At 49.5% G+C, this 20,815-nt stretch carries 21 protein-coding genes; 12 read left to right on the plus strand and 9 right to left on the minus strand.

All coding sequences use genetic code 11. The features are described 5' to 3' along the window. Positions 1-58: 58 nt before the first annotated feature. Positions 59-2,584, minus strand: coding sequence for a motility hub landmark protein FimV (locus H3L95_RS08685; protein WP_003759352.1), 2,526 nt, complete (start codon positions 2,582-2,584; stop codon positions 59-61). A 348-nt stretch (positions 2,585-2,932) separates the two neighbouring features. Here H3L95_RS08685 and H3L95_RS08690 point away from each other — a divergent pair, with 348 nt between their 5' ends. Genes H3L95_RS08690 through H3L95_RS08710 form a run of 5 tightly spaced genes read left to right on the plus strand, consistent with a single transcriptional unit; the run spans position 2,933 to position 5,701 of the window. Next, positions 2,933-3,466 carry a septation protein A gene (locus tag H3L95_RS08690; RefSeq protein ID WP_003759354.1) on the plus strand — a complete coding sequence of 178 codons (534 nt, stop codon included), beginning with the start codon at positions 2,933-2,935 and terminating at the stop codon, positions 3,464-3,466. Continuing rightward, positions 3,466-3,756 (plus strand): YciI family protein, encoded by a 291-nt coding sequence (locus H3L95_RS08695; protein ID WP_003759356.1) that lies wholly within the window; start codon positions 3,466-3,468, stop codon positions 3,754-3,756. The genes H3L95_RS08690 and H3L95_RS08695 overlap by 1 nt, the downstream gene beginning before the upstream one ends. Further along, on the plus strand, positions 3,756-4,025 hold the full coding sequence (locus H3L95_RS08700) for a BolA family protein (RefSeq protein ID WP_003759357.1): 270 nt from the start codon (positions 3,756-3,758) through the stop codon (positions 4,023-4,025). The genes H3L95_RS08695 and H3L95_RS08700 overlap by 1 nt, the downstream gene beginning before the upstream one ends. A 33-nt stretch (positions 4,026-4,058) precedes the next feature. Further along, positions 4,059-4,922, plus strand: a complete 864-nt coding sequence (locus tag H3L95_RS08705; protein WP_003759359.1) for a peptidylprolyl isomerase — start codon at positions 4,059-4,061, stop codon at positions 4,920-4,922. Positions 4,923-4,942: 20 nt separating this feature from the next. Continuing rightward, positions 4,943-5,701, plus strand: a complete 759-nt coding sequence (locus H3L95_RS08710) for a peptidylprolyl isomerase (RefSeq protein ID WP_003759360.1) — start codon at positions 4,943-4,945, stop codon at positions 5,699-5,701. 130 nt (positions 5,702-5,831) lie between these two features. On the opposite strand, the gene H3L95_RS08715 is transcribed toward H3L95_RS08710, so the two are convergent. Continuing rightward, the gene (locus H3L95_RS08715; RefSeq protein WP_003759363.1) at positions 5,832-6,989 is read right to left on the minus strand and encodes an NnrS family protein; all 1,158 of its coding nucleotides are present in this window, start codon (positions 6,987-6,989) and stop codon (positions 5,832-5,834) included. 111 nt (positions 6,990-7,100) lie between these two features. Further along, complete coding sequence (locus H3L95_RS08720) at positions 7,101-7,481, minus strand: hemerythrin domain-containing protein (RefSeq protein WP_003759365.1); 381 nt, start codon at positions 7,479-7,481, stop codon at positions 7,101-7,103. A 171-nt stretch (positions 7,482-7,652) separates the two neighbouring features. Between H3L95_RS08720 and H3L95_RS08725 the strand changes: the two genes are divergently transcribed. From H3L95_RS08725 to H3L95_RS08740, 4 genes are all read left to right on the plus strand, one after another. Next, on the plus strand, positions 7,653-8,117 hold the full coding sequence (locus H3L95_RS08725) for an Rrf2 family transcriptional regulator (protein WP_003759367.1): 465 nt from the start codon (positions 7,653-7,655) through the stop codon (positions 8,115-8,117). Between the two features lie 625 nt (positions 8,118-8,742). Beyond that, positions 8,743-9,717: an energy transducer TonB gene (locus H3L95_RS08730; RefSeq protein ID WP_003759372.1), complete on the plus strand. Its 975-nt coding sequence runs from the start codon at positions 8,743-8,745 to the stop codon at positions 9,715-9,717. Positions 9,718-9,776: 59 nt separating this feature from the next. Beyond that, on the plus strand, positions 9,777-10,436 hold the full coding sequence (locus tag H3L95_RS08735; RefSeq protein ID WP_003759374.1) for a MotA/TolQ/ExbB proton channel family protein: 660 nt from the start codon (positions 9,777-9,779) through the stop codon (positions 10,434-10,436). A gap of 3 nt (positions 10,437-10,439) precedes the next feature. Continuing rightward, on the plus strand, positions 10,440-10,877 hold the full coding sequence (locus tag H3L95_RS08740) for an ExbD/TolR family protein (protein WP_003759376.1): 438 nt from the start codon (positions 10,440-10,442) through the stop codon (positions 10,875-10,877). Positions 10,878-11,569: 692 nt separating this feature from the next. On the opposite strand, the gene H3L95_RS08750 is transcribed toward H3L95_RS08740, so the two are convergent. From H3L95_RS08750 to H3L95_RS08765, 4 genes are all read right to left on the minus strand, one after another. Next, positions 11,570-12,355: a cytochrome c1 gene (locus H3L95_RS08750; RefSeq protein WP_003765585.1), complete on the minus strand. Its 786-nt coding sequence runs from the start codon at positions 12,353-12,355 to the stop codon at positions 11,570-11,572. Between the two features lie 14 nt (positions 12,356-12,369). After that, positions 12,370-13,719, minus strand: coding sequence for a cytochrome b (locus tag H3L95_RS08755; protein ID WP_003761392.1), 1,350 nt, complete (start codon positions 13,717-13,719; stop codon positions 12,370-12,372). 18 nt (positions 13,720-13,737) lie between these two features. Continuing rightward, entirely contained in the window at positions 13,738-14,319 is a 582-nt protein-coding gene (petA, locus tag H3L95_RS08760) for a ubiquinol-cytochrome c reductase iron-sulfur subunit (protein ID WP_003761390.1), read from the minus strand. 122 nt (positions 14,320-14,441) lie between these two features. Then, positions 14,442-15,191, minus strand: coding sequence for a Nif3-like dinuclear metal center hexameric protein (locus H3L95_RS08765; protein ID WP_003761388.1), 750 nt, complete (start codon positions 15,189-15,191; stop codon positions 14,442-14,444). A gap of 231 nt (positions 15,192-15,422) precedes the next feature. Here H3L95_RS08765 and H3L95_RS08770 point away from each other — a divergent pair, with 231 nt between their 5' ends. Then, the gene (locus H3L95_RS08770; protein WP_003761385.1) at positions 15,423-16,361 is read left to right on the plus strand and encodes a LysR family transcriptional regulator; all 939 of its coding nucleotides are present in this window, start codon (positions 15,423-15,425) and stop codon (positions 16,359-16,361) included. 115 nt (positions 16,362-16,476) lie between these two features. Here H3L95_RS08770 and H3L95_RS08775 read toward each other — a convergent pair whose 3' ends face one another. Beyond that, on the minus strand, positions 16,477-18,036 hold the full coding sequence (locus H3L95_RS08775) for a TerC family protein (RefSeq protein ID WP_003761382.1): 1,560 nt from the start codon (positions 18,034-18,036) through the stop codon (positions 16,477-16,479). On the opposite strand from H3L95_RS08775, the gene H3L95_RS08780 reads away from it, so the two are divergent. Continuing rightward, positions 18,035-18,277 carry a hypothetical protein gene (locus tag H3L95_RS08780; RefSeq protein WP_003761384.1) on the plus strand — a complete coding sequence of 81 codons (243 nt, stop codon included), beginning with the start codon at positions 18,035-18,037 and terminating at the stop codon, positions 18,275-18,277. The genes H3L95_RS08775 and H3L95_RS08780 overlap by 2 nt on opposite strands. On the opposite strand, the gene H3L95_RS08785 is transcribed toward H3L95_RS08780, so the two are convergent. Continuing rightward, a complete protein-coding gene (locus H3L95_RS08785) occupies positions 18,274-19,095 on the minus strand; it encodes a hypothetical protein (protein WP_003766801.1) in 822 nt (273 codons plus the stop codon). The two genes, H3L95_RS08780 and H3L95_RS08785, sit on opposite strands and share 4 nt — an antisense overlap. A 150-nt stretch (positions 19,096-19,245) precedes the next feature. On the opposite strand from H3L95_RS08785, the gene H3L95_RS08790 reads away from it, so the two are divergent. Beyond that, positions 19,246-20,685 (plus strand): MFS transporter, encoded by a 1,440-nt coding sequence (locus H3L95_RS08790; protein ID WP_003761375.1) that lies wholly within the window; start codon positions 19,246-19,248, stop codon positions 20,683-20,685. Positions 20,686-20,815: the final 130 nt, after the last annotated feature.

Here is a 20,815-nt window from a genome sequence, read left to right on the forward strand (position 1 = left end):
GCCGTTTTCACGGCATCTTTTATTTTAGCATTGTTTAATTTCGATTTACTTGCCAATATTAGGCATTCAATTCGTTCATCAATGCTTCGGCTTTATGACGGATCTCACCGCTTGCGTCTTCCAGCAATTCAGTCAATGTCTCGCGGGCAGCATCGGGATCGCCAATTTCAACATACATTTTAGCCAGGTCATATTTAGCTTCCAGTGGAGCCGTCATACCGACGGACTCGGAGATGAAGCCTGATTCAAAACCGGAATGTTCATTACTGATGTCGGCAGTATCTTCCACACCCAGATTTTCCCATTCGATGGTTTCGTCAGCGCTGGCTTCTTGAGTATTTTCAATACTGAAATCTTCGCCATCTTGGAATGCTAAAGGTTCGTCTTGCTTAATCTCAAACGGTTGAGTATCGGCTTCAGTCTGTAGCTGCTCTGTTTCTTCAACAACGAAATCCAGTGCTTCTTCTGGGCTATCTGCCTGTTTATCTGCTGCTTCAACTTCAGACAAAGCTTCTTCTTGTATATCAGCAACTTCAACTTCAGACGACGTTTCTTCTTGCGCACCTAATTCAGGGAAAGGCTCGATGGCTTTAACTGTTTTCGGCTCTTCCGCAAAGAAATCCCAACCCTCTTCCGATTCTTCGGATTTGGTTTCGGCTTCTTCTGTTTCTACTACGTCAATTGTTTCCGACTTAGGCTCTTCAATCTCCACTTCGAATGGGATTGGCTCTTCTTCCGGTGCTTCCGGTTGAGCTTCTGACAGGTTGTCTGAAACAGATGAAACAGGAGTTGCTGCAAAAGAAGAAACTGATGGGGCCTCTTCCTCATGCTGAGGCTCTGTTTCTACTTCAGCAGTTCTGTCTTCCATTACAACAGCAACGTGTTGATATGGATTTTCCGGTTCCGGCTCATATACGCTTTCGGTAGATTCGACAGTATCCCAATCGATATCACGGCGTTTTTCGGTTTCTTCGTCGATGGTAACGGCGCCGGACACGATGCTGGCTTGAGTATTATCCAGTTCGTTCAAATCCAGATCGACGTTTTCTTGAGCAGGTTCGGCAACAGGAGCCGGCTCATTGAAGAATACTTCATCATCGAAATCATCTTCAATTTCCAAACCGTCTTCTTCAGATTTGGAAGTTTCTGCTACAACTTGTGGTTGCGGTTGCGGCGCAGTGGCAGCAGGGAATACATGATCTTCGATACTGATATCGAGATCGTCCTCATCCTGATCGTCCTGATCTATCGCACCTACCACAGGCGCAACAGCCGAATTCTTCCGCTTGCCCAACAAGAACAGCAACAGCAACAAACCTGCCGCTGCCACACCGCCGATCAACAGCCAGCGCCATAATCCGCCGTCTTCCGCTGATGCTTCTTCTTGTTGTTTTTCTGTGGCAACTGCCGAGGCAATGCGCGCTTCAACATCAGCTTGTGCCTGAGAAATTTCTTGTGGTTCTGTGTTTGCTGTTGCGGACGACGCATTCGGCTCAGGCAGGACATTTACTTGCTCGGCAGATGCTGCACCTGTTTCAGCTTTATTTTGTTCCGGAGTACCTGCCGTCGTTACAGCCGGTTTGGTTTCGGGCTTGGCTTCTTGTACCGGCTCAGCTTTTTTATCTTCTTTTTTATTTTCTACTTTGGTGTTTTCTACCGGAGTCTCTTTAGGAGGCGTTGCGGTACCGGCTTTTTCAGACGACCCTTGGGCTTGAGGCTTATTACCTTCCTGAACCGGAGGTTTGACTTGTGCAGGTTTGGATGCCGTCGATTTCATATCGCCGTGCATCGGAATGTACAACACTTTGCCCGCAAGCATACGGTCGGCATCTTTACCGATGAACACGCTGGGGTTGGCATTGACCAATGCCTGTATCGTTTGTTCGACGGTCATGCCTTGAGGACGGATTTTGGTGGCAATTTCGGTCAGAGTTTCACCCTGACGAACCAGATGCTGCTTGCCATAACGAATCTCGGTTCCATTGGCGCCTACAGAAGATTGTTGCTGTTGTTTTGACGGCTGTGCCTGTGTCTGTACCGGTTTATTCGTGTTGTTTTTATCTTTTCGTACAGCTTCCTTGCGAACGGTTTCATTTTGATTTCCGTTTTGTATCGCGCGGTTGATGCGGTCACGCGCCGCCTGACGGTCAAATTGAGAATGGTATGAATTGTTGTCAGCAGAAGAATTGGATGAAGATTCGCCACCGCTGCGCGCACGGCTTGAACCATCCGTTTTACCGGAATAGCCTGCGGGATCAATGATGGCTGTGTATTCGCGTGATTGCGAACCTGCGCCGACTTGGAAAATCAACACAGGGTCTTTAATCGCTTTGCTTGAGTGGATAGTGACGACTGCCTTGTCGCCCGACTTACGGACACTGGTACGCAAATTGCTATTGGAAACAGTCGCTTTTCCGCCTTTCAACAACGCCTGAGCCTCGTCACCGGTTACGGTGATACTGCCTGAAAACGGCTCGCCCAGATGGGATTGGACATTCAGCCCGCCAAGCCCTGCGCTCGCACCAAACGACACTGCCAAGGCCACAGATGCCGCGATTAATTTGATTTTATGATGGTTTTTCAAAACTTGTCCCCTGTGTAAAATGACAACCCTGCTAGAACTGCTACATACTTAACCGTATATTACGATATATTACGTTATGATATCTTCTAAAGTCGCAGTCTGCCAAGTAATCCGATGAATTAAGTGATGAAACGAACGAGAAATTAACAGGTTTGTAATTTCTGTGTTTCTTTTTTACAAATCCTACTGATAACATAGTTTATCATCCCGACGGCATTTTTTAAACCCTTTTTTAGATTATTGCCCGCCTGCATCGGCAATTTCGTTTCTAGGGTGGTGCAAAAAGGTGAGGCTGCCTGTATGATTAGCGTTTAGCCGATTGGTTTCATCTTTTTTGTTTGTTTGATTATGAAAGTTTTAAGCGATTTATTGGCAGTCATCTTGTTTTTCCTGACTTACACAATCACGAAAAACATGATTACTGCGACTGCGGTTGCCGTTGTATTCGGCATTTTGCAGGCAGGTTTTACTTACTGGAAATACAAAAAACTCGATACGATGCAGTGGGTCGGCCTGATCCTGATCGTCGTATTCGGCGGCGCGACCATTCTACTTCATGATGACCGTTTTATCATGTGGAAACCGACCGTTTTGTTCTGGATTGGCGCATTGGTTTTGCTGATCAGCCATCTAAGCGGGAAAAACGGATTAAAAGCGACTATGGGCAAAGAGTTGGAACTGCCCGAACATGTTTGGAGCAAACTGACTTATGCCTGGGTCGCATTCATGATTTTCTTAGGTATTGCCAACTGGTTTGTGTTTACCCACTTCAAAGAACAATGGGTAAATTACAAAATGTTCGGCTCTACCGGCTTTTTGTTTGTTTTCTTTATCGCTCAATTTTCCTATTTGAGCCGATATTTACCCCAAAAGGATAGTTGATGGAATATTACATGCTCCTGGCCACCGATGCCGATAATGTACACGAAGCCCGTATGGCGGCACGCCCTGCCCATCTGCAACGCTTGGAAGCTTTGAAGGCTGAAGGACGTCTTCTGACTGCCGGCCCCAACCCTCTTCCCGACAATCCGGAGCGCGTGTCCGGCAGTCTGATTGTGGCTCAATTTGAATCTTTGGATGCCGCTCAAGAATGGGCGGAAAAAGACCCTTACGTCGATGCGGGCGTCTATGAAGAGGTATTGATCAAACCGTTCAAAGCCGTATTCAAATAATGGATATGCGTGAAGCTATTGAAGGTCGTCTGAAAACGCTGAATCCTGTTTTTTTTGACTTTCAGGATGACAGCCACCTGCATGCGGGCCACTCGGGAAACAAAGGAGGCGGGCATTATACGGTCGTAGTCGTCAGCGAAGCTTTCGGCGGCGTCAGCCGTCTTAACCGCCAACGCACCATTAAAACCTTACTTCACGATCTGTTTTCCGAAGGGCTGATTCACGCATTGAGCATCAAAGCGGCCACTCCGGACGAATACTTCCACTAATTACAGACATACTGGACATAACAAGAGAAAATCATGAAGAAAAAATATCTCATCTCTATGCTGATGACTGCTCTGGTTTCCGGCAGCCTTTCTGCCCAAACCTTAGTTACAGTTAATGGACAAACCATCGACAGCAGCGTCATTGATGCCCAAGTTGCCGCGCTGCGTGCAGCAAACAACAAAATTCCCGATTCTCCCGAGCTGCGCAGAGAACTGACCGAGCGCCAAGTCATCAATACCGTCGTATCACAAGAAGCCAAACGCCTGAAACTCGACCAAAGCGCCGAATTCAAACAAGCTTTGGAACATGCCCGTACGGACGCCAAAAAACAAGGTGCCGATAAAAAAGCTCATTTCAAAACCGAATGGGCGGCATTTGAAAGCGATTTACTTGGACAAGCTTATGCGATTCACGTCCTCCGTCAAAATCCTGTCCAAGAAAAAGACGTCAAAACCGCTTACGATAATTTCAGCAACTTCTACAAAGGCACTCAAGAAGTACAACTGGGCGAAATTATTACCCGCACCCAAGCGGATGCCCAAAAAGCCATTTCTGATTTAAATGCCAAGAAAAGCTTTGCCTCCGTCCTGAAGCAATATTCAATAGATGAACGCGCCAAACAAGCGGGCGGCATCCAGCAAGGTTATGTTCCCTTAAAAGATTTGCAGGAGGCTGTTCCCCCGCTCTATGCCGCAGTTAAAGATTTGAAAAAAGGCGCGCACACTACAACGCCTCTGCAAGACAGCGACGTATATGCCGTCTTCTATGTCAACGACCGTCGGGATGTAAAGCTTCCGTCTTATGACGAATCTAAAAGCAGTATAGCCCAAGACCTGCAAGCCTCCCGCGTCGATGAAGCACTCCAATCTCTGTTGCAAAAAGCCACAATTAAATAACTGTTCACGGAGTTTTTATCATGAAATACCAAACTGCCGCCGCAGTCATCATGGCGACGGCTGTTGCCGGATTCGCTGTTGCCAAAGCGCCTGATATTGATCCGGCACGCATAGACAGCGAAGTCGCCCGCATTCTCAAGCAAGCCGAACAGCGTCCTGAATCCAAGCAGCAGCCTGACGGCAAAGCAATCCGCCAAGAAGTCGTCAAACACTTGCAAAGCATTGAAATTCTCAAAAATGCCGCACTCAAAGCCGGATTGGATAAAGACCCCGAGGTCCGCAACCAATTCCTCACTATGGAAGCGGAATTTTACGCGGCGCAATATGCCGACTATCTGAAGCGCACTGCCGAAATCAGCAATGCTGAATTATTGAAGTTTTACGATCAGCAAACCCGTATGATCAAGATTCAGCAGGTTAGCTTCGATACGCCCGAAGAAGCACGAGCAGCACAAGAATTGCTCTTGAAAGGCTTGTCATTTGAAGAATTGACAAAACGATATCCGAATCAGCAACCCGCATTTGAAGATTTCGTCATGGCAAGGCAGCTGCGCCAACCGCTTGCAGATATCTTGGGGCCAATGAATCGGGGAGAGGTAACTCACAATCCTGTTGAAATTGAAAACAAGTTCTTCCTGTTTAAAATCAGCGAAGTACAAAAAGACCCTCAAGCACCGCCGTTTGATCTGATTCGCGATCAACTCACCCAGCTGCTGAAAGAAGATAAAGCCCAACAGCAAATTCACCAGCTATTGCGTGAAAACGGTATCGAGCAATAACACGGACTGAAACGATACGGACTTCGGTAAAACCACGCCGTACTGATTTAAAGTTAATCCACTATAAAAAGGTCGTCTGAAACCTTAAAACAGGTTTCAGACGACCTTTCGTTTGATATGCTTGGTTTAATTAACCCGGTTTACCGTCCAAACGCGGGCGGATGAGCCAAGGGATGTATTTCCATGCGTAAAGCAGCAAGGACAGGGCAAACAAGACTGCGGAAGTACGGATGCTGTGGGTGTAACCGGTGCCGCTGACGAAGGTTGCAATGATGCGGATGACAGTGGCGGCTATCATCAGCCAAAAGGCGACGGGTACGGATTTGGGCGGCGGATAGATGGAGTTGCCGGTATGTCCGAGCGCAGTGCGCGCCATCATGCCCAATGTCAGGACGCCGATGCCACCGACGCCGATGAGATGTACGCCAAGATTAAGGAAAGAGCCGTGGAAGTAGGAAGCACCGATGGCAATCAATCCCAATCCTGTGAATAAATAGCCTGCGAACAAAATCCACAGCATCGGTTCTTTCAGAACGGCTTTATACCACCAGCGGTAAACCTGTACGGTAAAGATCACGCCCGCTGCAAAGGCAAAAGCAGATGAAAGCCAAGGCAGGGCATGGTGCGCCATCAGCATGGCAGTCAGCATGGGCAACCAGAGGGACGCGTGAGCGACCCACATCGGGCTGGGGATTTGCGGAACATTCAGGCGTTTGGAGGTAAAGAAGGAAATAATCCGCATACCGATAAGGCCGATAAAGCCTGAGACCATAATCAGACCAGACTGCAGCCCGCTGAGCAGTGCAGATGCGTTTCCGGCATGCAGTTGGAAGTGGAATGCGGCGTGTGTACAGCCTAGGACGATGATAGCGAATACAGCGACGTAGTTGCGTTTGTTTTTGGAACGGATGACGGGCAATGCCATGCAAACTGCGCCGTACCAAAAAAACAGCGTGCCGAGTATGCCGCTGGCGGTTGCACCCCAGCCCGGAATGAAAACGGCAATCCTTGCCGCCAACCAAAATGCGGTCAATCCTGCCAAAACGCCTCCGCGCGTGGGCGGCTGTCCCGTCCAAGTGGCAACGGCGGTCAATAGGAAGGCAATGACGACGAGTCCGGCATAGCCCCAGATCATCTCATGGGCGTGCCAATAAAAATTGGACAACTCGGGCGTACCCGTATAGCCGAAGCCCCAAAGCAGGATGGAGAGTGCGCCGTATAGTGCCGCCAGCGAGTAAAACGGGCGGAATGCCATTGCCCAAACAGGGTGTTTGAAAAAGGCGGTCATGGTAGTTCCTTGGTTTGTTTTTTGAATGGTTTGTTTTAGGCTTGAATAGACAGGAGTGTCGTCTAAAAACGCTAAAATCGTGCTTTTGGACTTTTCAGACGACCTTTTTTATCAGATTCCTTCGGGTTCCGGCAGAAACGGCTCGACTGCGGGGAACAGTTCGCGCTCCTCAAAACGGGCATGGTCGCGTAGGGTAACGGCAAAGTCCTTATTCCATGCTTCGTTAAGATATTCAGGATTTGCCATCATACTGCGCAGTTTGGCGTGTTCGGCTTCGAAACGTTCGCGCATTGCAACGGGAATATTCTGCCAATGCGGGGCGAACATGGTTTCTTCTTCGACAAAATGCGGTTCCAATTCAAGGAAATGGGCTTCAAGCTCTGTTTGATGGCTTTCAGCAGGCGCGCGCAGGAGGCGGACGCAGAGTGAAAGGGCGTGATGGTGTTCGCGGGAAAGTTCGATAAGTGCTGGATGGCGTTTTAACGGCTTCATAATATTTGATTATAATGATAATAAATTATCAAACTACACTGGATTAATTTAAATGTTTCAGATATTATGAAACTTAATCATATATAAAGTCAAACACATAACGGCGACAATTCTCCACTGGAAACACTGCCGCCGCCCTAAAAAAATAATATATTCTGAACAGAGAAAACCATGTATCTGACGCAACATACGGATTATGGTCTGCGGGTATTGATTTATGCGGCCATAAACGACGATTCGTTAGTCAATATCGGAACCATTGCCGAAGCCTATAACATTTCAAAAAGTCATTTGATGAAAGTCGTTACCGCGCTTGTCAAAGGCGGATTTCTGACCAGCATAAGAGGGAAAGGAGGCGGACTGCGTCTTGCCGACACACCCGATAAAATCAATGTCGGCGCGGTCGTTCGCCATCTTGAACCCATGCAGGTTGTCGAATGCATGGGGGAAAACAACGAATGCCTGATTACACCGTCTTGCCGTCTTACCGGCATTTTGGGCGGAGCGATTAAGGCTTTCTTTGCGCATTTGGACGGGTTTACTTTGCAGGATCTGCTCAATAAACCAACCTACGATTTGCTATACGAACCCAAAATCGAAATCGTTGTCGAAAAAACAGACGATAAATCGGCATAAGCTACCTACTCTGCCGATATGTTTTAAGAGACTTAACTGAAAACCCGCACAATCCCAAAATAGGAAACATCTGATCATTCTTGTAACCACAACATTTCACAAGCATCAAATTTTCTATTTTCAGACGACCTTTTTGGGAAAGTGTACGGGTCTATCCCGCTATTCAAGCCACACCAACTACCGCCCTACAATAGCGGGAATCAATCTAAGAACACAAGCCAATCAATAAAATATAGTGGATTAAAATAAAAATGAGACAAGGCGGCAACGCCCGCCGTGTACGGGTAGTACATAAGGGCGTTGGCAACGCCGTATCATTGCAATTTTAATCCACTATAATATTTTTGCAGCTTTTTCTCCTCTAAGGCACGCCATCTCCATCGTTTTATCCAAACCACTTTTATTGTAAATTTGTGAACTTTTCCGGATGAACAACTTCTAATGCAGTTGACTGAGGCGTCGCTTCCTCTTTTTCTTTTGTTTTATTGTGATAATGAATAGCAATATCAAAATATTGCATTGTACATATTAATATTTTAGATTATTCCAGAATAAATATTAACTCAAAAAACAGATGTAAAAACAGGTTGCAAACAAAAATTGTTGCTATTATCATGCGTCGATTATGAATAAAGACCGAATTTTAATCCCAGTAGCCGTCATTACCGTATCATTGCTTCACGCGGGCTTGATTGCGCTTTTGTGGGAAACATATAAACCGCTTATACCGGAAATGGCAAATATTGAGTTTGTCGATTTGGCGGATTTAGGTGGTGGCGACGGAGGTGGAGACGGCACCCCCGAAGGCGAAGGTGCGCCTGCCGCTCCCGAAAAAACACCCGAACCGCAAAAACCTAAGCCACAGCCTAAACCCAAACCGGTCGAACAGCCCAAACCACAGTTTAAGCCGGTCATAACAAAAAAAGCGGATGCTGATATCCAGCAGCCGAAAGAGAAGCCCAAGCCGGTTGAAAAACCAAAGCCAGAGCCAAAACCAGAACCCAAACCGGAACCTAAGCCTGAACCTAAACCCGAACCACGTCCAGAGCCTAAACCCCAACCCAAACCAGAATCCAAGCCTGCACCTAAAGCCTCGGACTACACCAGCAGCAGTAAAACCGGGCCGAATACTGCGGAAAACGGTAAAGGCAACGGACAAGGTAAAGCTCCTCATGGCGACAGCAAAGGAAACGGCGGAGGCAACAAAGGCCCTGGTAACGGACAAGGTGAAGGCAGCGGCCCCGGCAGTGGTGGCAACAAAGGCGAACATGGTTCAGGTAGTGGCAGTGGAGGAGGTTCCGGCGGTGGAAATGGCCCTGGAACAGGACCGGGTAGTAGTAGAGCCAATCCCGTTAAAGGCGGCACTTGCCATATTCCTAAACCGCCATATCCGCCTATAGCGGCAGAAAACGGAGATACAGGTACAGTTATGCTGAGTGTCTTGGTTGGCCCAGGAGGAAAAGTTGCTGAAGTTAAAATTTTAAAACGCAGTGGCTCCAATGCTCTTGACCAAGCTGCGCGTAAAGCAGTTAAAAATGGTGCTTGCAATGCCTCTGTCTGGACTGAATTCCGAGTCCCGGTCTCTTTTACTCTTGAGTAATCGGGCGCAACACCTTTATTGACAAAAGTTTTAATTTACTTGGAAAATTTGGAAAAATTATGGATTTAAAAACAATATTCGAATCAGGCGATTTTGTTCTGATCAGTGTATTCGTGTTGATGTTAGTGATGAGCATCGTGACTTGGTGCCTGATTATCCTGCGCTCCATCAAACTGAAAAAAGCTAAAACCGCCAACGCACTCGTTAAAACGCAAATGCTTAATGCCTTTACGCTTACCGAAGCCGTGCAAAAAGTGAAAGATATTGATGCACCAATGAGCCGTGTAGCGGACGAATCCCTGCGTGCCTACCAAAGCTATCGTCAAAGCAATGCGAAAACACTTACTACCGAGCTGCCTTTGAATGAATACCTCGTCATTCAAATCCGAAACAGCATGGAACAAAACATGCGCCAGTTCGATTACGGCATGACTGCTTTGGCATCCATCGGTTCAACTGCCCCGTTTATCGGCTTGTTCGGTACGGTTTGGGGGATTTACCATGCCTTAATCAATATCGGTCAAAGCGGTCAAATGAGTATTGCCGCGGTAGCCGGTCCGATTGGTGAGGCGTTGGTATCAACCGCCATCGGTTTGTTTGTCGCCATTCCTGCCGTCTTGGCGTATAACTTCCTCAACCGCGGTAAGAAAACCCTCTCTCAAGATATGGACGCTTTCGCACACGATTTACACGTCCGCCTGTTGAATCAAAAGGACTAAATTATGGCATTCGGCTCTATGAATTCCGGCGATGATGCACCGATGTCAGACATCAACGTTACGCCTTTGGTCGACGTGATGTTGGTACTGTTGATCGTTTTCATGATCACCATGCCCGTATTGACCCACTCGATTCCTTTGGAACTGCCGTCCGCTTCAGAAAATGCAGCGAAGCAGAAGGAAAAGCAGCCTAAAGACCCCCTGCGCCTGACCATAGATGTTAATGGCAACTATTACATCGATGGTGATTCTGCAACCAAAGCGGATATTAATACGGTCACTTCCCGACTGAAAACTGAAAAGCAGAAAAACGCCAATACCATCGTTGCCATTTCGGCAGACAAGGCCGTTGAATACGAATATGTCAACAAAGCCCTCGAAGCCGCCCGCGAAGCAGGTATTACCAAAATCGGCTTTGTGACCGAAACTAAAGCACAATAATACCGGCAGTAAAAAAGGTCGTCTGAAAAGCATTCCTACTTTTCAGACGACCTTTTACATATAAATCAGACACAGCCTAAATACATCCAATACACTCATTTTCAGCAATTCCTCTTTTCCTTCATAGTGCAGATGAATTGCATTTTTTATAAATTCGACTTCCTAGATACCCAAATCTACCCTAACCTTCCCGATTGGAGAATAGTTAGACACAAATCCGGAGGCTCTCCATTCACACAAGAATAAGGGGTCGTCTGAAACCTTCACTCTTTTCTGTAAAAATACCCTTAGCAGCTACAATATAAGGATTCGGGAAGGTTGTTTTAAATACCCCTATTCCCCGATTTCCCTTAATAACAAAACCGCCATGCCGGATTAGCATCCACCTAATAAAGCGATAAAACCATCTTTATCTTCAATCAAACGAGCACAGAACACACTCTCTACAAAACACTTTCCATTTCAAAAAAGGTCGTCTGAAACCAGATGTGTAATATAGTGGATTAAATTTAAATCAGGACAAGGCGACGAAGCCGCAGACAGTACAGATAGTACGGAACCGATTCACTTGGTGCTTCAGCACCTTAGAGAATCGTTCTCTTTGAGCTAAGGCGAGGCAACGCCGTACTGGTTTAGTTAATCCACTATAAAAAAGGCAAACCCGATTAGGTTTGCCTTTTTTATTACAAGACTTAATGAACGTCTTTCCAATATTCTTTTTTCAGGAAGTATGCCAGAGGCAGCATCACTGCAAGCAAGAACATCAACACGATATAGCCTGTACGTTTGCGCTGGAGTTGCGCCGGTTCACCCATGTAAACCAAATAGTTCACCAAATCGCGTACATAAGCATCGTACTCTGTTTGGACGACTTTGCCGTTTGGCAAACGACGGCTGTGCGCGCCGGTAGATTCCCAATAGAGCTTGGGTTTCAATTCGCCATGTTCGTCTTTCACCATGACCGGCTGACCTTTTGCATCCAGCTCAACCGCTTGAACGCCTTGTTGCTCCCACAAGGGATGAGGCATGCCGACTTTGTCGAATACGACATTGTTCCAACCGTTCGGACGGGTCGGATCTTTATAGAAGCCGCGCATATAGGCATACAGATAATCCGCGCCTTTAGAACGGGCAATCAGCGTCAGATCCGGAGGAGCCGCACCAAACCATTTGGCAGCATCTTTAGGATTCATCGCCGCCAACATGACATCACCAACGTTGTCTGTCGTAAACATCAGGTTTTTCTTGATTTCTTCATCAGTCAAACCGATGTCTTTCAGACGGTTGAAGCGCATACCGCTTGCCGAGTGGCAGGATAAGCAGTAGTTGGTGAAAATTTGAGCACCGCGCTGCAAGCTGACTTGGTCGCGCAGGTCAATCTCGACTTTTTCATAGTGTCCGCCACCGCTGGCGACGGCGGCACTCATAGGCACTGCCAATAACAAGGCAGCAAACCAGTTTTTCAGGGTATGTTTCATTTTCGCTGCCCTCATCAGATATTGGTTGCAAACAGGTAAGCACCCACTGCGGTAATACCGACATAAACAAAGAACATGATTTTTTGTTTAGTGGTGCTCATGGTTACGCGTTCCGGAACCGGTTTGTTTGTATCCAGTTTGGTATAGAACGGCATACCCAGGAAGAATGCAAAATAGACGAAGGACAGGATACGCGCAACCAAAGTACGGGTCTCGGTAGCTACCATCGCACCCAAAATACCCAAACCGATAAAGGCAATGATGAACAGAACCAATGCGATTTTGAAAATCGGGCCGCGATAGCGGACGGATTTCACTTCACCTTTATCCAACCAAGGCAACAGGGCAATCAGGACAACTGCCGCACCCATACCGATTACACCCCAAACCTGAGTACCGAGGAATGAAGGAATCGCACGCAAAATAGCGTAGAACGGGGTGAAATACCATACCGGTGCAATGTGCGGCGGTGTTTTCAGCGCGTTTGCCGCGTCAAAGTTCGGGGCTTCGAGGAAGTAGCCGCCGCCTTCAGGGGCGAAGAACAATACGGAGCAGAAAACAATCAGGAATACGACAACGCCCAAGATGTCTTTGACGGTGTAGTACGGATGGAAAGGAATGCCGTCGAGCGGAACGCCGTTTTCATCTTTGAGTTTCTTGATTTCCACGCCGTCAGGGTTGTTCGAACCCACTTCGTGCAAGGCGATGATGTGTGCCACGACCAAACCGAGCAACACCAGCGGTACGGCAATAACGTGCAGTGCGAAGAAGCGGTTCAGGGTAACGTCGGAAACGTTGAAGTCGCCGCGAATCCAAGTGGATAAATCAGGACCGATAACAGGGATGGCGGAGAACAGGTTAATAATCACCTGCGCGCCCCAGAAGGACATTTGACCCCAAGGCAGCAGGTAGCCCATAAAGGCTTCGGCCATCAATGCCAAGAAAATCAGGGAACCGAAAATCCACACCAATTCGCGCGGTTTTTTGTACGAACCGTAAATCAGGCCGCGGAACATGTGCAGATATACGACGATGAAGAAGAAAGATGCGCCGGTAGAATGCATGTAGCGGATAATCCAGCCGCCGGACACGTCGCGCATGATGTACTCTACTGCGGTAAAGGCAGCAGGCAGATGATAGGCATTCAGGTTGCCGTCCGGTTTGTAGTTCATGGTCAGGAAGATACCGCTGACGATTTGAATCACGAGGACGAGCAGCGCCAAAGAGCCGAAGTAGTACCAGAAGTTGAAGTTCTTCGGCGCGTAGTATTGAGCCAAATGCTCGTTCCACATTTTAGACAGAGGGAAACGAGCGTCCGTCCAGTCTAACAATGCTTTTGCTTTGCTATTGGTTTGGTTTGCCATAATTATCGTTCCTTATTTTTAGTCTTCGCCTACCAAGACTGTCGTATCGCTCAGATATTTGTAGGGCGGAACAACCAGGTTGGTCGGTGCAGGAACACCTTTATATACGCGGCCTGCCATGTCGAATTTCGAACCGTGGCAAGGGCAGAAGAAACCGCCTTTCCAGTCTGCACCCAAATCCGCAGGGGCAACGTCGGGACGGTAGGTCGGCGAGCAGCCCAAGTGGGTACAGATACCGATGGCTACAAGGATGTTCGGCTTAATCGAACGGGTCTCGTTTTTAGCATATTCGGGCTGTTGATCCGCATCGGAATTAGGGTCGGCAACCGCGCCGTTCAAACTTTTCAGGTCTTTGAGCTGCTGATCGGTACGGTTAACCACCCAAATCGGTTTACCTTGCCATTCGGCAGTCAACATTTGTCCGGATTCGATTTTACTGACATCGATTTCGACGGCAGCACCTGCGGCCTTGGCTTTTTCCGACGGGAAAAAGCTTGCCACGAAAGGCGTAGCTACGCCCAAAGCCGCCACACCGCCCGCGCCGCACGTAGCCAGCGTCAGAAAGCGGCGGCGACCGCTATTGATTTCTTGATTATCCATTATTCAGTCGTCCTAAAATTTTGGGAATACCGAGCCATTAAACGATGTAATTCTACCTAGTTTACCGTGATACTCAAAGCATTATTTAAATTAAGGTAAATTTTCATGACGATTATCAAGGCTTAAGCGGGATTATCTTCGTCGAAATGACAGACTTCCAACTCAAAATGCTGTGCCACGGCTTCGCCCAGGGCGCGGATGCCGTAACGTTCCGTCGCATGGTGTCCCGCACTGACAAACGCAACGCCTGTTTCATTGGCAAGGTGAAACTGCGATTCCGAGATTTCTCCGGTCAGATAAGCATCGACGCCTTCGTCTATGGTCGTCTGAAAAAATCCTTGCGCACCGCCGGTACACCATGCGATGCGTTTGATTTCGCGAGACATATCGCCGACAGCTACGGGCTGCCGCCCCAACGCTGCAGCAATGTGTTGCAACCATTCAGCCAAAGTCTGCGGCGTTTTCAGACGACCTATATTCAACAGGTTCTGTTCGCCGAACTGCCTTTCGATTTCCCAACCCAACTTATCGGCAAGCTGCGCGTTGTTGCCCAACACAGGGTGTGCATCCAGCGGCAGGTGGTAGCCTGCCATATTGATTTGGTGTTGCAATAATGTTTCGATGCGCACTTTTTTCCAGCCCGTAATCGTTACCGGTTCGCTTTTCCAAAACATCCCGTGGTGCACCAAAAGCATATCCGCGCCCTGCTCCGCAGCAAAATCGACCGCCGCTTTGCTTGCCGTTACCGATGTCGCTATTTTGCCGACCTCCGCCCTGCCCTCGACCTGCAAACCGTTGGGCGCATAGTCTTTGAACATTCCGACCTGCAACACCTCGTCGCACCACGCCAAAATATCGTTGCGTTTCGCCATATCATTCCTTTCAACACATAGCGGATTGAATTTCACAGGACAAAGCGAAACAACGCCATCCCCGCTCCAAGTCAATTCACCGTATTCATACAAAATCGGACCCACATTCTAACCGCAAACCCTGACGCGCCCCAATCCCCACGCCGTTCAACACGCGCCCGCATTTACACCCCGGCATGAAATATTTTAATATTGCCCGTTTCAAAAGGTCGTCTGAAAGCGTGAAAACCAATGGATTCCATCATCGAACTGCGCCATCTTAAAACCCTGCTGGCACTCGAAGAAACCGGCAGCGTATCCCTTGCCGCCAAGCGCGTCTTCCTGACCCAATCCGCCCTTTCGCACCAAATCCGCGCGCTTGAAAACTATTACGACACCCCCCTGTTTGAGCGCAAATCCACGCCCTTGCGTTTTACACCCGCCGGCGAACGCCTGTTGCGGCTCGCACGCGAACTCCTCCCGCAAGTTTCCGCCGCCGAGCGCGACCTCGCCCGCATCATCGAAGGCGAAGCAGGCGAATTGCGGCTGGCTGTCGAATGCCACACCTGTTTCGACTGGCTCATGCCCGCGATGGGCGAATTCCGCCCCATGTGGCCACAAGTCGAATTGGACATCGTTTCCGGCTTTCAGGCAGACCCCATCGGACTCCTGCTGCAACACCGCGCCGATCTCGCCATCGTATCCGAAGCCGAAAAGCAAAACGGCATCAGCTTCCGCCCCCTGTTTGCCTACGAAATGGTCGGCATCTGCGCCCAAGACCACCCGCTTGCCGCCAAAACCGTTTGGGAAGCAGAAGACTTCATCGGCGAAACCCTCATCACTTATCCCGTTCCCGACGAAATGCTCGACCTGCCCAAAAAAATATTGTTACCCAAAGGCATTAACCCACCGCGCCGCCGCAGCGAACTGACCATCGCTATCATCCAACTCGTCGCCAGCAAACGCGGCATCGCCGCCCTGCCCTACTGGACCGTGATGCCCTATCTCGAAAAAGGCTACGTCGTCCACCGCCAAATCACCGCCAACGGCCTGCAAAGCGAACTCTACGCCGCCACGCGCACCGAAGACGCCGACAAAAGCTATCTCGACAATTTCTGCCAAATCGTCCGCGAACGCAGCTTCGCCGACCTCCCCGGCTTGAGCGAACTGAAAATGCACGGACAAGATTAATGTTTTCTTGAAACATGGTGTTACAGTATCAAATCAATCTGGCTTCAATATCAAAAGGTCGTCTGAAAACCCAAATCTCAGGTTTTCAGACGACCTTTTTACTTCCTATCCCGATTTAGCCTTCTTCAGGCAGCCTGGTGATTTTTACCCGCTCGATGCGTTGACCGTCTTTTTCAACGACTTGGAAACGCCAGCCGTGGAAGTCGGCAAAGTCGCCGACATCGGGAATGCTTTGCAGCTCTTCCATAATCAGTCCGGCGACGGTGTGGAAGTCGGCATCTTCTTCTTGCGGCGGGAGGTTGAGTTGCGGCGCGAGTTCGACGTATTCGAGCGAACCGTCCACGGTCAGGCTTTCATCGGCATTTTCTTGAACGGCGGGTTCTTCTTGGCGTTCAAACTCTTCGGGGAATTCGCCGGCGATGGTTTCCAGCAGGTCTTTCATGGTGACCATGCCCAAAACCGCGCCGAATTCATCGACCACCAAAGCATAATCCGCGCTGCTTTGGCGGAACAGTTCAATCGCACCCAATGCGGTCGTACTGTCCGGCAGGACGAGCGGCTGGCGCAGGACGGCTTGGATATTGAGTTCGCCGGTTTCGAGCAGTTGGGCGAGCAGGTCTTTTTTGTTGATGTAGCCCAACGGTTCGTCCACGCCGGCTTTACCGACGACGAGCAGGCGGCTGTACGGGGTGTTTTGCAGTTGGGCGTGTTGCTCTTCGCGGCTTTGGGAGATGTCCAAACGCTCAATGTCGCGGCGGGGAATCATCACGCCGAGGATGGGGCGTTCGGCAAGCGTCAGGACGCTGCGTATCATAGATTTTTCGTTTTCCTCAAAATGCCCGTCGTCCTCTGCTTCGTCGCCCGCTTTGGCAAGCACGCTTTCGCGTATGCCCATCATGCCCAAGACGTTCTCGGCGGTTCGTTTGCGCCACGAGCTGCTGATGTAGTCGTTTTTGCGGCTGTTACGCTGCGAAATTTGGTTGAACGCTTCAATCAGGATGGAGAAGCCGATAGCGGCGTAGAGGTAGCCTTTCGGGATGTGGAAATGGAAGGCTTCGGCAATGAGGCTGAAACCGATCATTAGCAGGAAACCCAAGCAGAGCATGACGACGGTAGGATGCCTGTCCACAAACTCGGTCAGCGGTTTGCTGGCGGAAATCATGACGGTCATGGCAACGGCAACCGCGCCCATGGCGACGACGATGTGATCGACCATCGCAACGGCAGTGATGACGGAATCGATGGAAAATACCGCGTCAAGAATCAGGATTTGGGCAACCACACTCCAAAATCGCGCGTGTTTCTTCTGACTGTCGGCAACGGTAAACTGGTTATGCCCTTCAAGGCGTTCGTGCAGTTCGGTGGTGGCTTTGTAGAGCAGGAAGATGCCGCCCGCGAGCATAATCATGTCTTTGCCGGAAACGTCCAACCCGCTGATATTGAACAGTGGGCGCGTCAGAGTCATGATGTGCGCCATGAAGCCGAGCATGATGATGCGGATAACGACCGCAAGCCCTAAACCGGTAATGCGTGCGCGGTCGCGTTGGGCGGGTTTGACTTTGTTCGCCAAAATGGCGACGAAAACGAGGTTGTCTATCCCCAAGACGACTTCGAGTACCAGAAGCGTGGCAAAGCCTATCCAAGTATGCGGCTCTGCCAACCAACTGAAATCCATGATTTTTGTATTCCTTTGTGTTCAAACGCGAAAAGGCAGCCTGAAACGCTCAAGCTGCCTGATTCATATCGATACGCACGAAAAACGGCGGGCGGTCATGCTGCTCTGCTCTGGGTCTTTCATGTGTGCGTATGTCTCAAGTAAAAATAATGTAAATAGTTTAGCAGCTTGGAAGGCAGATGGCAAAAGGTCGTCTGAAAACTGGAATTTGCGTTTTCAGACGACCTGCCAAACCGCTTAAATAACCTGCTCTTTGGTTTTGGTCTCCGCGGCTTTATTCGTCATAAAACCGTCTATCGGCGCATAACCCACAAAATCTGCGTTTTCATCCATGATGACTACCCAATCTTTCGTGCGCCCGCTGGTCAGGGGCAGGAAGAACAAAGGTTTGCCGGATGCAGATACTTTGGCTGATTTGACGATATCCGCTTCAGACATATTGCGGGCGGCAGCCAATTCGGACAACGGCTTCATCACGCGGCGGATTTTTTCGCGCTCGGCAGGGCCGTCGGGCAGCCACCAATTCGGACGCATACTCGGTTCGATACCCGTCAGCGACAAGCTCAGGCTTTCATTGCCTTCATCGACATTGGCAGCCTCGCGTACGCCTACGCGCTCTATACCAAACCAAGGCAGGGTTTTGAAGCCATCTTTGGCTTTTGCCAAATCCGCCTTATCGATTTCGGCGGCAGTCACAATATTGATACGGTCGCGCTCAAAAGCTGCGGCAACAGGACGGGCAAGGGATACGCTGTACAACCCATAAATCAAAGCAGCAAGCTGAATCGCACCGATTAAGGAAAAATCGACCACGCGCTCGCGCATTTTTTTCTTGGGGCTGGCAAGAATCAGGGTCAACAGCGGACCGCACACGATATCCACCGATACGACCAACTTATACAAATCCAAACCGCCGGTCAGTTCGGCATAGGGAAAGGGATACCAGACTTCAAAAACAAGCAGCGCCGCCAAGCCCGCCAAAACCAGACTGACAAGCAGATGCAGCGAGGCGCTTTTCACGGCGAAACGCCATCGCGAAACATGTTGAGTATTTTCCATAATGTTTGTCCGTAACGTAATTATTTGAAATATGATTTTTTGAAGACGTCATTATATCGGAATATAAAAGTTTTGCGGAAAACCAAATAAACATTTTTTTACATATCCCATGTTAAAATCCGCGTTTCTCAAATATTTCAATACGATGTTATGCACGCTTCCGATATTGACGCAGACGATACGGCTCACGAATACCACGCCGACAATCCCGATTTTCCTGCCAAAACCGTTGTGGCGACGCTGTTTATCGGCGCATTTTTCGGCTATCTCAACGACACGCTTTTAAATGTTGCGCTCACGCCGATTATGAAGGATTTCGGTGTCGACAAAACCACCGTCCAATGGCTGACGACGGGCTTTTTGTTGGTGATGGGTGCGTTCACACCGATTACGGCGGGCGTGATTCAGTGGTTTGAAACGCGCAAGATGGTGTTGTTTACGCAGGCGACGTTTCTGGCGGGTTCGCTGATTTGCGCGTTTGCACCGACTTTCGGGATTTTGGTCGCGGGGCGGATGGTGCAGGCGGTGTCTGCCGCGTTTTTCGTGCCGCTCCTGTTTAACGGCGTTTTGTCGATTTACCCGCCGAACAAACGCGGAACGGCGATGGGCGTGATTACCATGATGTTCACCGCCGCGCCCGCGATAGGGCCGACGCTGTCGGGCATCATCATCGACCACACGCATTGGCGCGTGCTGTTCGGCTTTACCGCGCCGTTTATGCTGGCTGCGATGGCGTTGGTGGGCAAGTATCTGACGGTTAATTTGAGCACCATCAGCCGTCCGAAGATTGATATTTTGTCTGCCGTACTGTCGATTGTTGGCTTCGGCGGGCTGGTGTATGCGAGCAGTAATTTCGCCAGTCTGCCGCTGGCGGAATTTATCCTGCTGTTTGCCGCCTCCGTTGCGCTGGTGGGCTGGTTTGCATACCGCCAGTCCCGTTTGGCGACGCCGCTACTGAACCTTCGGGCGTTTGAGTATAAGCAGTTCCGCCACTGCGTCGTGATTCTGGCGGGCGCGGTATTCCTGTTTTTAGGTTTGGAACTGATGATGCCGATGTACACGCAGCAGGTGCTGATGCTGACAGGTACGGCGACGGGGCTGATTCTGATGCCCGCGAGCATCGCACAAGCGGTTGCCGCGCCTTTATTCGGCAAACTGCTGGACAAGAAGGGCGGACGGTTTGTCGTGTTGCCCGCCACGGTGATGCTGACGGTGTCGCTGGCTGTATTGTGGCTGTTTTTGCGGATTGACACACAAGTCATGATGCTGACCGCCATGTTCACGCTGATGGCGGTGTCCGTCTCCGCCTGCGTAACGGGCGAAACCCACGGCTTGAACGCGCTGCCGAAAAAACTCAACCCCCACGGCGCGGCGATTCTGACCACCATCAACCCGATTGCCGGCGCGATCGGCGCGGCATTTTTCGTCGGCGCAACCAATATCGGCGAGAAACTTTCCTCCGCCGCTTCGCCACAACAAGCCATGCTCGACGGCATCCATCTGGCGATGGGCAGCGCGCTGGTGTTGGGCGCGGTGATGGTGTTTTTCGCCATGCGCCTGAAACGCCACGAACCGGACCAACAAGTTTGAACATAAGGTACTAAACGGGCATTTGAAAGAAGCCGCAAACAGCACAAAGAGGTCGTCTGAAAAAATGCAAAAAACGTCAGGACGACAGGTTATCTCTTGTTTTCTATACCGAAACCGCCCCAGTTTGCTA

Source organism: Neisseria sicca, from assembly GCF_014054945.1.
Taxonomy (GTDB): Bacteria; Pseudomonadota; Gammaproteobacteria; order Burkholderiales; family Neisseriaceae; genus Neisseria; species Neisseria sicca.

Excerpts from the sequence above, each read along its gene's own strand:
- H3L95_RS08710 (WP_003759360.1), top strand. The coding sequence starts at position 4,943 with ATGAAATACCAAACTGCCGCCGCAGTCATCATGGCGACGGCTGTTGCC.
- H3L95_RS08730 (WP_003759372.1), top strand. The coding sequence starts at position 8,743 with ATGAATAAAGACCGAATTTTAATCCCAGTAGCCGTCATTACCGTATCA.
- H3L95_RS08780 (WP_003761384.1), top strand. The coding sequence starts at position 18,035 with ATGATTTTTGTATTCCTTTGTGTTCAAACGCGAAAAGGCAGCCTGAAA.
- H3L95_RS08725 (WP_003759367.1), top strand. The coding sequence starts at position 7,653 with ATGTATCTGACGCAACATACGGATTATGGTCTGCGGGTATTGATTTAT.
- H3L95_RS08785 (WP_003766801.1), bottom strand. The coding sequence starts at position 19,095 with ATGGAAAATACTCAACATGTTTCGCGATGGCGTTTCGCCGTGAAAAGC.
- H3L95_RS08740 (WP_003759376.1), top strand. The coding sequence starts at position 10,440 with ATGGCATTCGGCTCTATGAATTCCGGCGATGATGCACCGATGTCAGAC.
- H3L95_RS08750 (WP_003765585.1), bottom strand. The coding sequence starts at position 12,355 with ATGAAACATACCCTGAAAAACTGGTTTGCTGCCTTGTTATTGGCAGTG.
- H3L95_RS08720 (WP_003759365.1), bottom strand. The coding sequence starts at position 7,481 with ATGAAGCCGTTAAAACGCCATCCAGCACTTATCGAACTTTCCCGCGAA.
- H3L95_RS08770 (WP_003761385.1), top strand. The coding sequence starts at position 15,423 with ATGGATTCCATCATCGAACTGCGCCATCTTAAAACCCTGCTGGCACTC.
- H3L95_RS08715 (WP_003759363.1), bottom strand. The coding sequence starts at position 6,989 with ATGACCGCCTTTTTCAAACACCCTGTTTGGGCAATGGCATTCCGCCCG.
- H3L95_RS08790 (WP_003761375.1), top strand. The coding sequence starts at position 19,246 with ATGCACGCTTCCGATATTGACGCAGACGATACGGCTCACGAATACCAC.
- H3L95_RS08735 (WP_003759374.1), top strand. The coding sequence starts at position 9,777 with ATGGATTTAAAAACAATATTCGAATCAGGCGATTTTGTTCTGATCAGT.
- petA (WP_003761390.1), bottom strand. The coding sequence starts at position 14,319 with ATGGATAATCAAGAAATCAATAGCGGTCGCCGCCGCTTTCTGACGCTG.
- H3L95_RS08695 (WP_003759356.1), top strand. The coding sequence starts at position 3,466 with ATGGAATATTACATGCTCCTGGCCACCGATGCCGATAATGTACACGAA.
- H3L95_RS08755 (WP_003761392.1), bottom strand. The coding sequence starts at position 13,719 with ATGGCAAACCAAACCAATAGCAAAGCAAAAGCATTGTTAGACTGGACG.
- H3L95_RS08775 (WP_003761382.1), bottom strand. The coding sequence starts at position 18,036 with ATGGATTTCAGTTGGTTGGCAGAGCCGCATACTTGGATAGGCTTTGCC.
- H3L95_RS08700 (WP_003759357.1), top strand. The coding sequence starts at position 3,756 with ATGGATATGCGTGAAGCTATTGAAGGTCGTCTGAAAACGCTGAATCCT.
- H3L95_RS08705 (WP_003759359.1), top strand. The coding sequence starts at position 4,059 with ATGAAGAAAAAATATCTCATCTCTATGCTGATGACTGCTCTGGTTTCC.
- H3L95_RS08690 (WP_003759354.1), top strand. The coding sequence starts at position 2,933 with ATGAAAGTTTTAAGCGATTTATTGGCAGTCATCTTGTTTTTCCTGACT.
- H3L95_RS08765 (WP_003761388.1), bottom strand. The coding sequence starts at position 15,191 with ATGGCGAAACGCAACGATATTTTGGCGTGGTGCGACGAGGTGTTGCAG.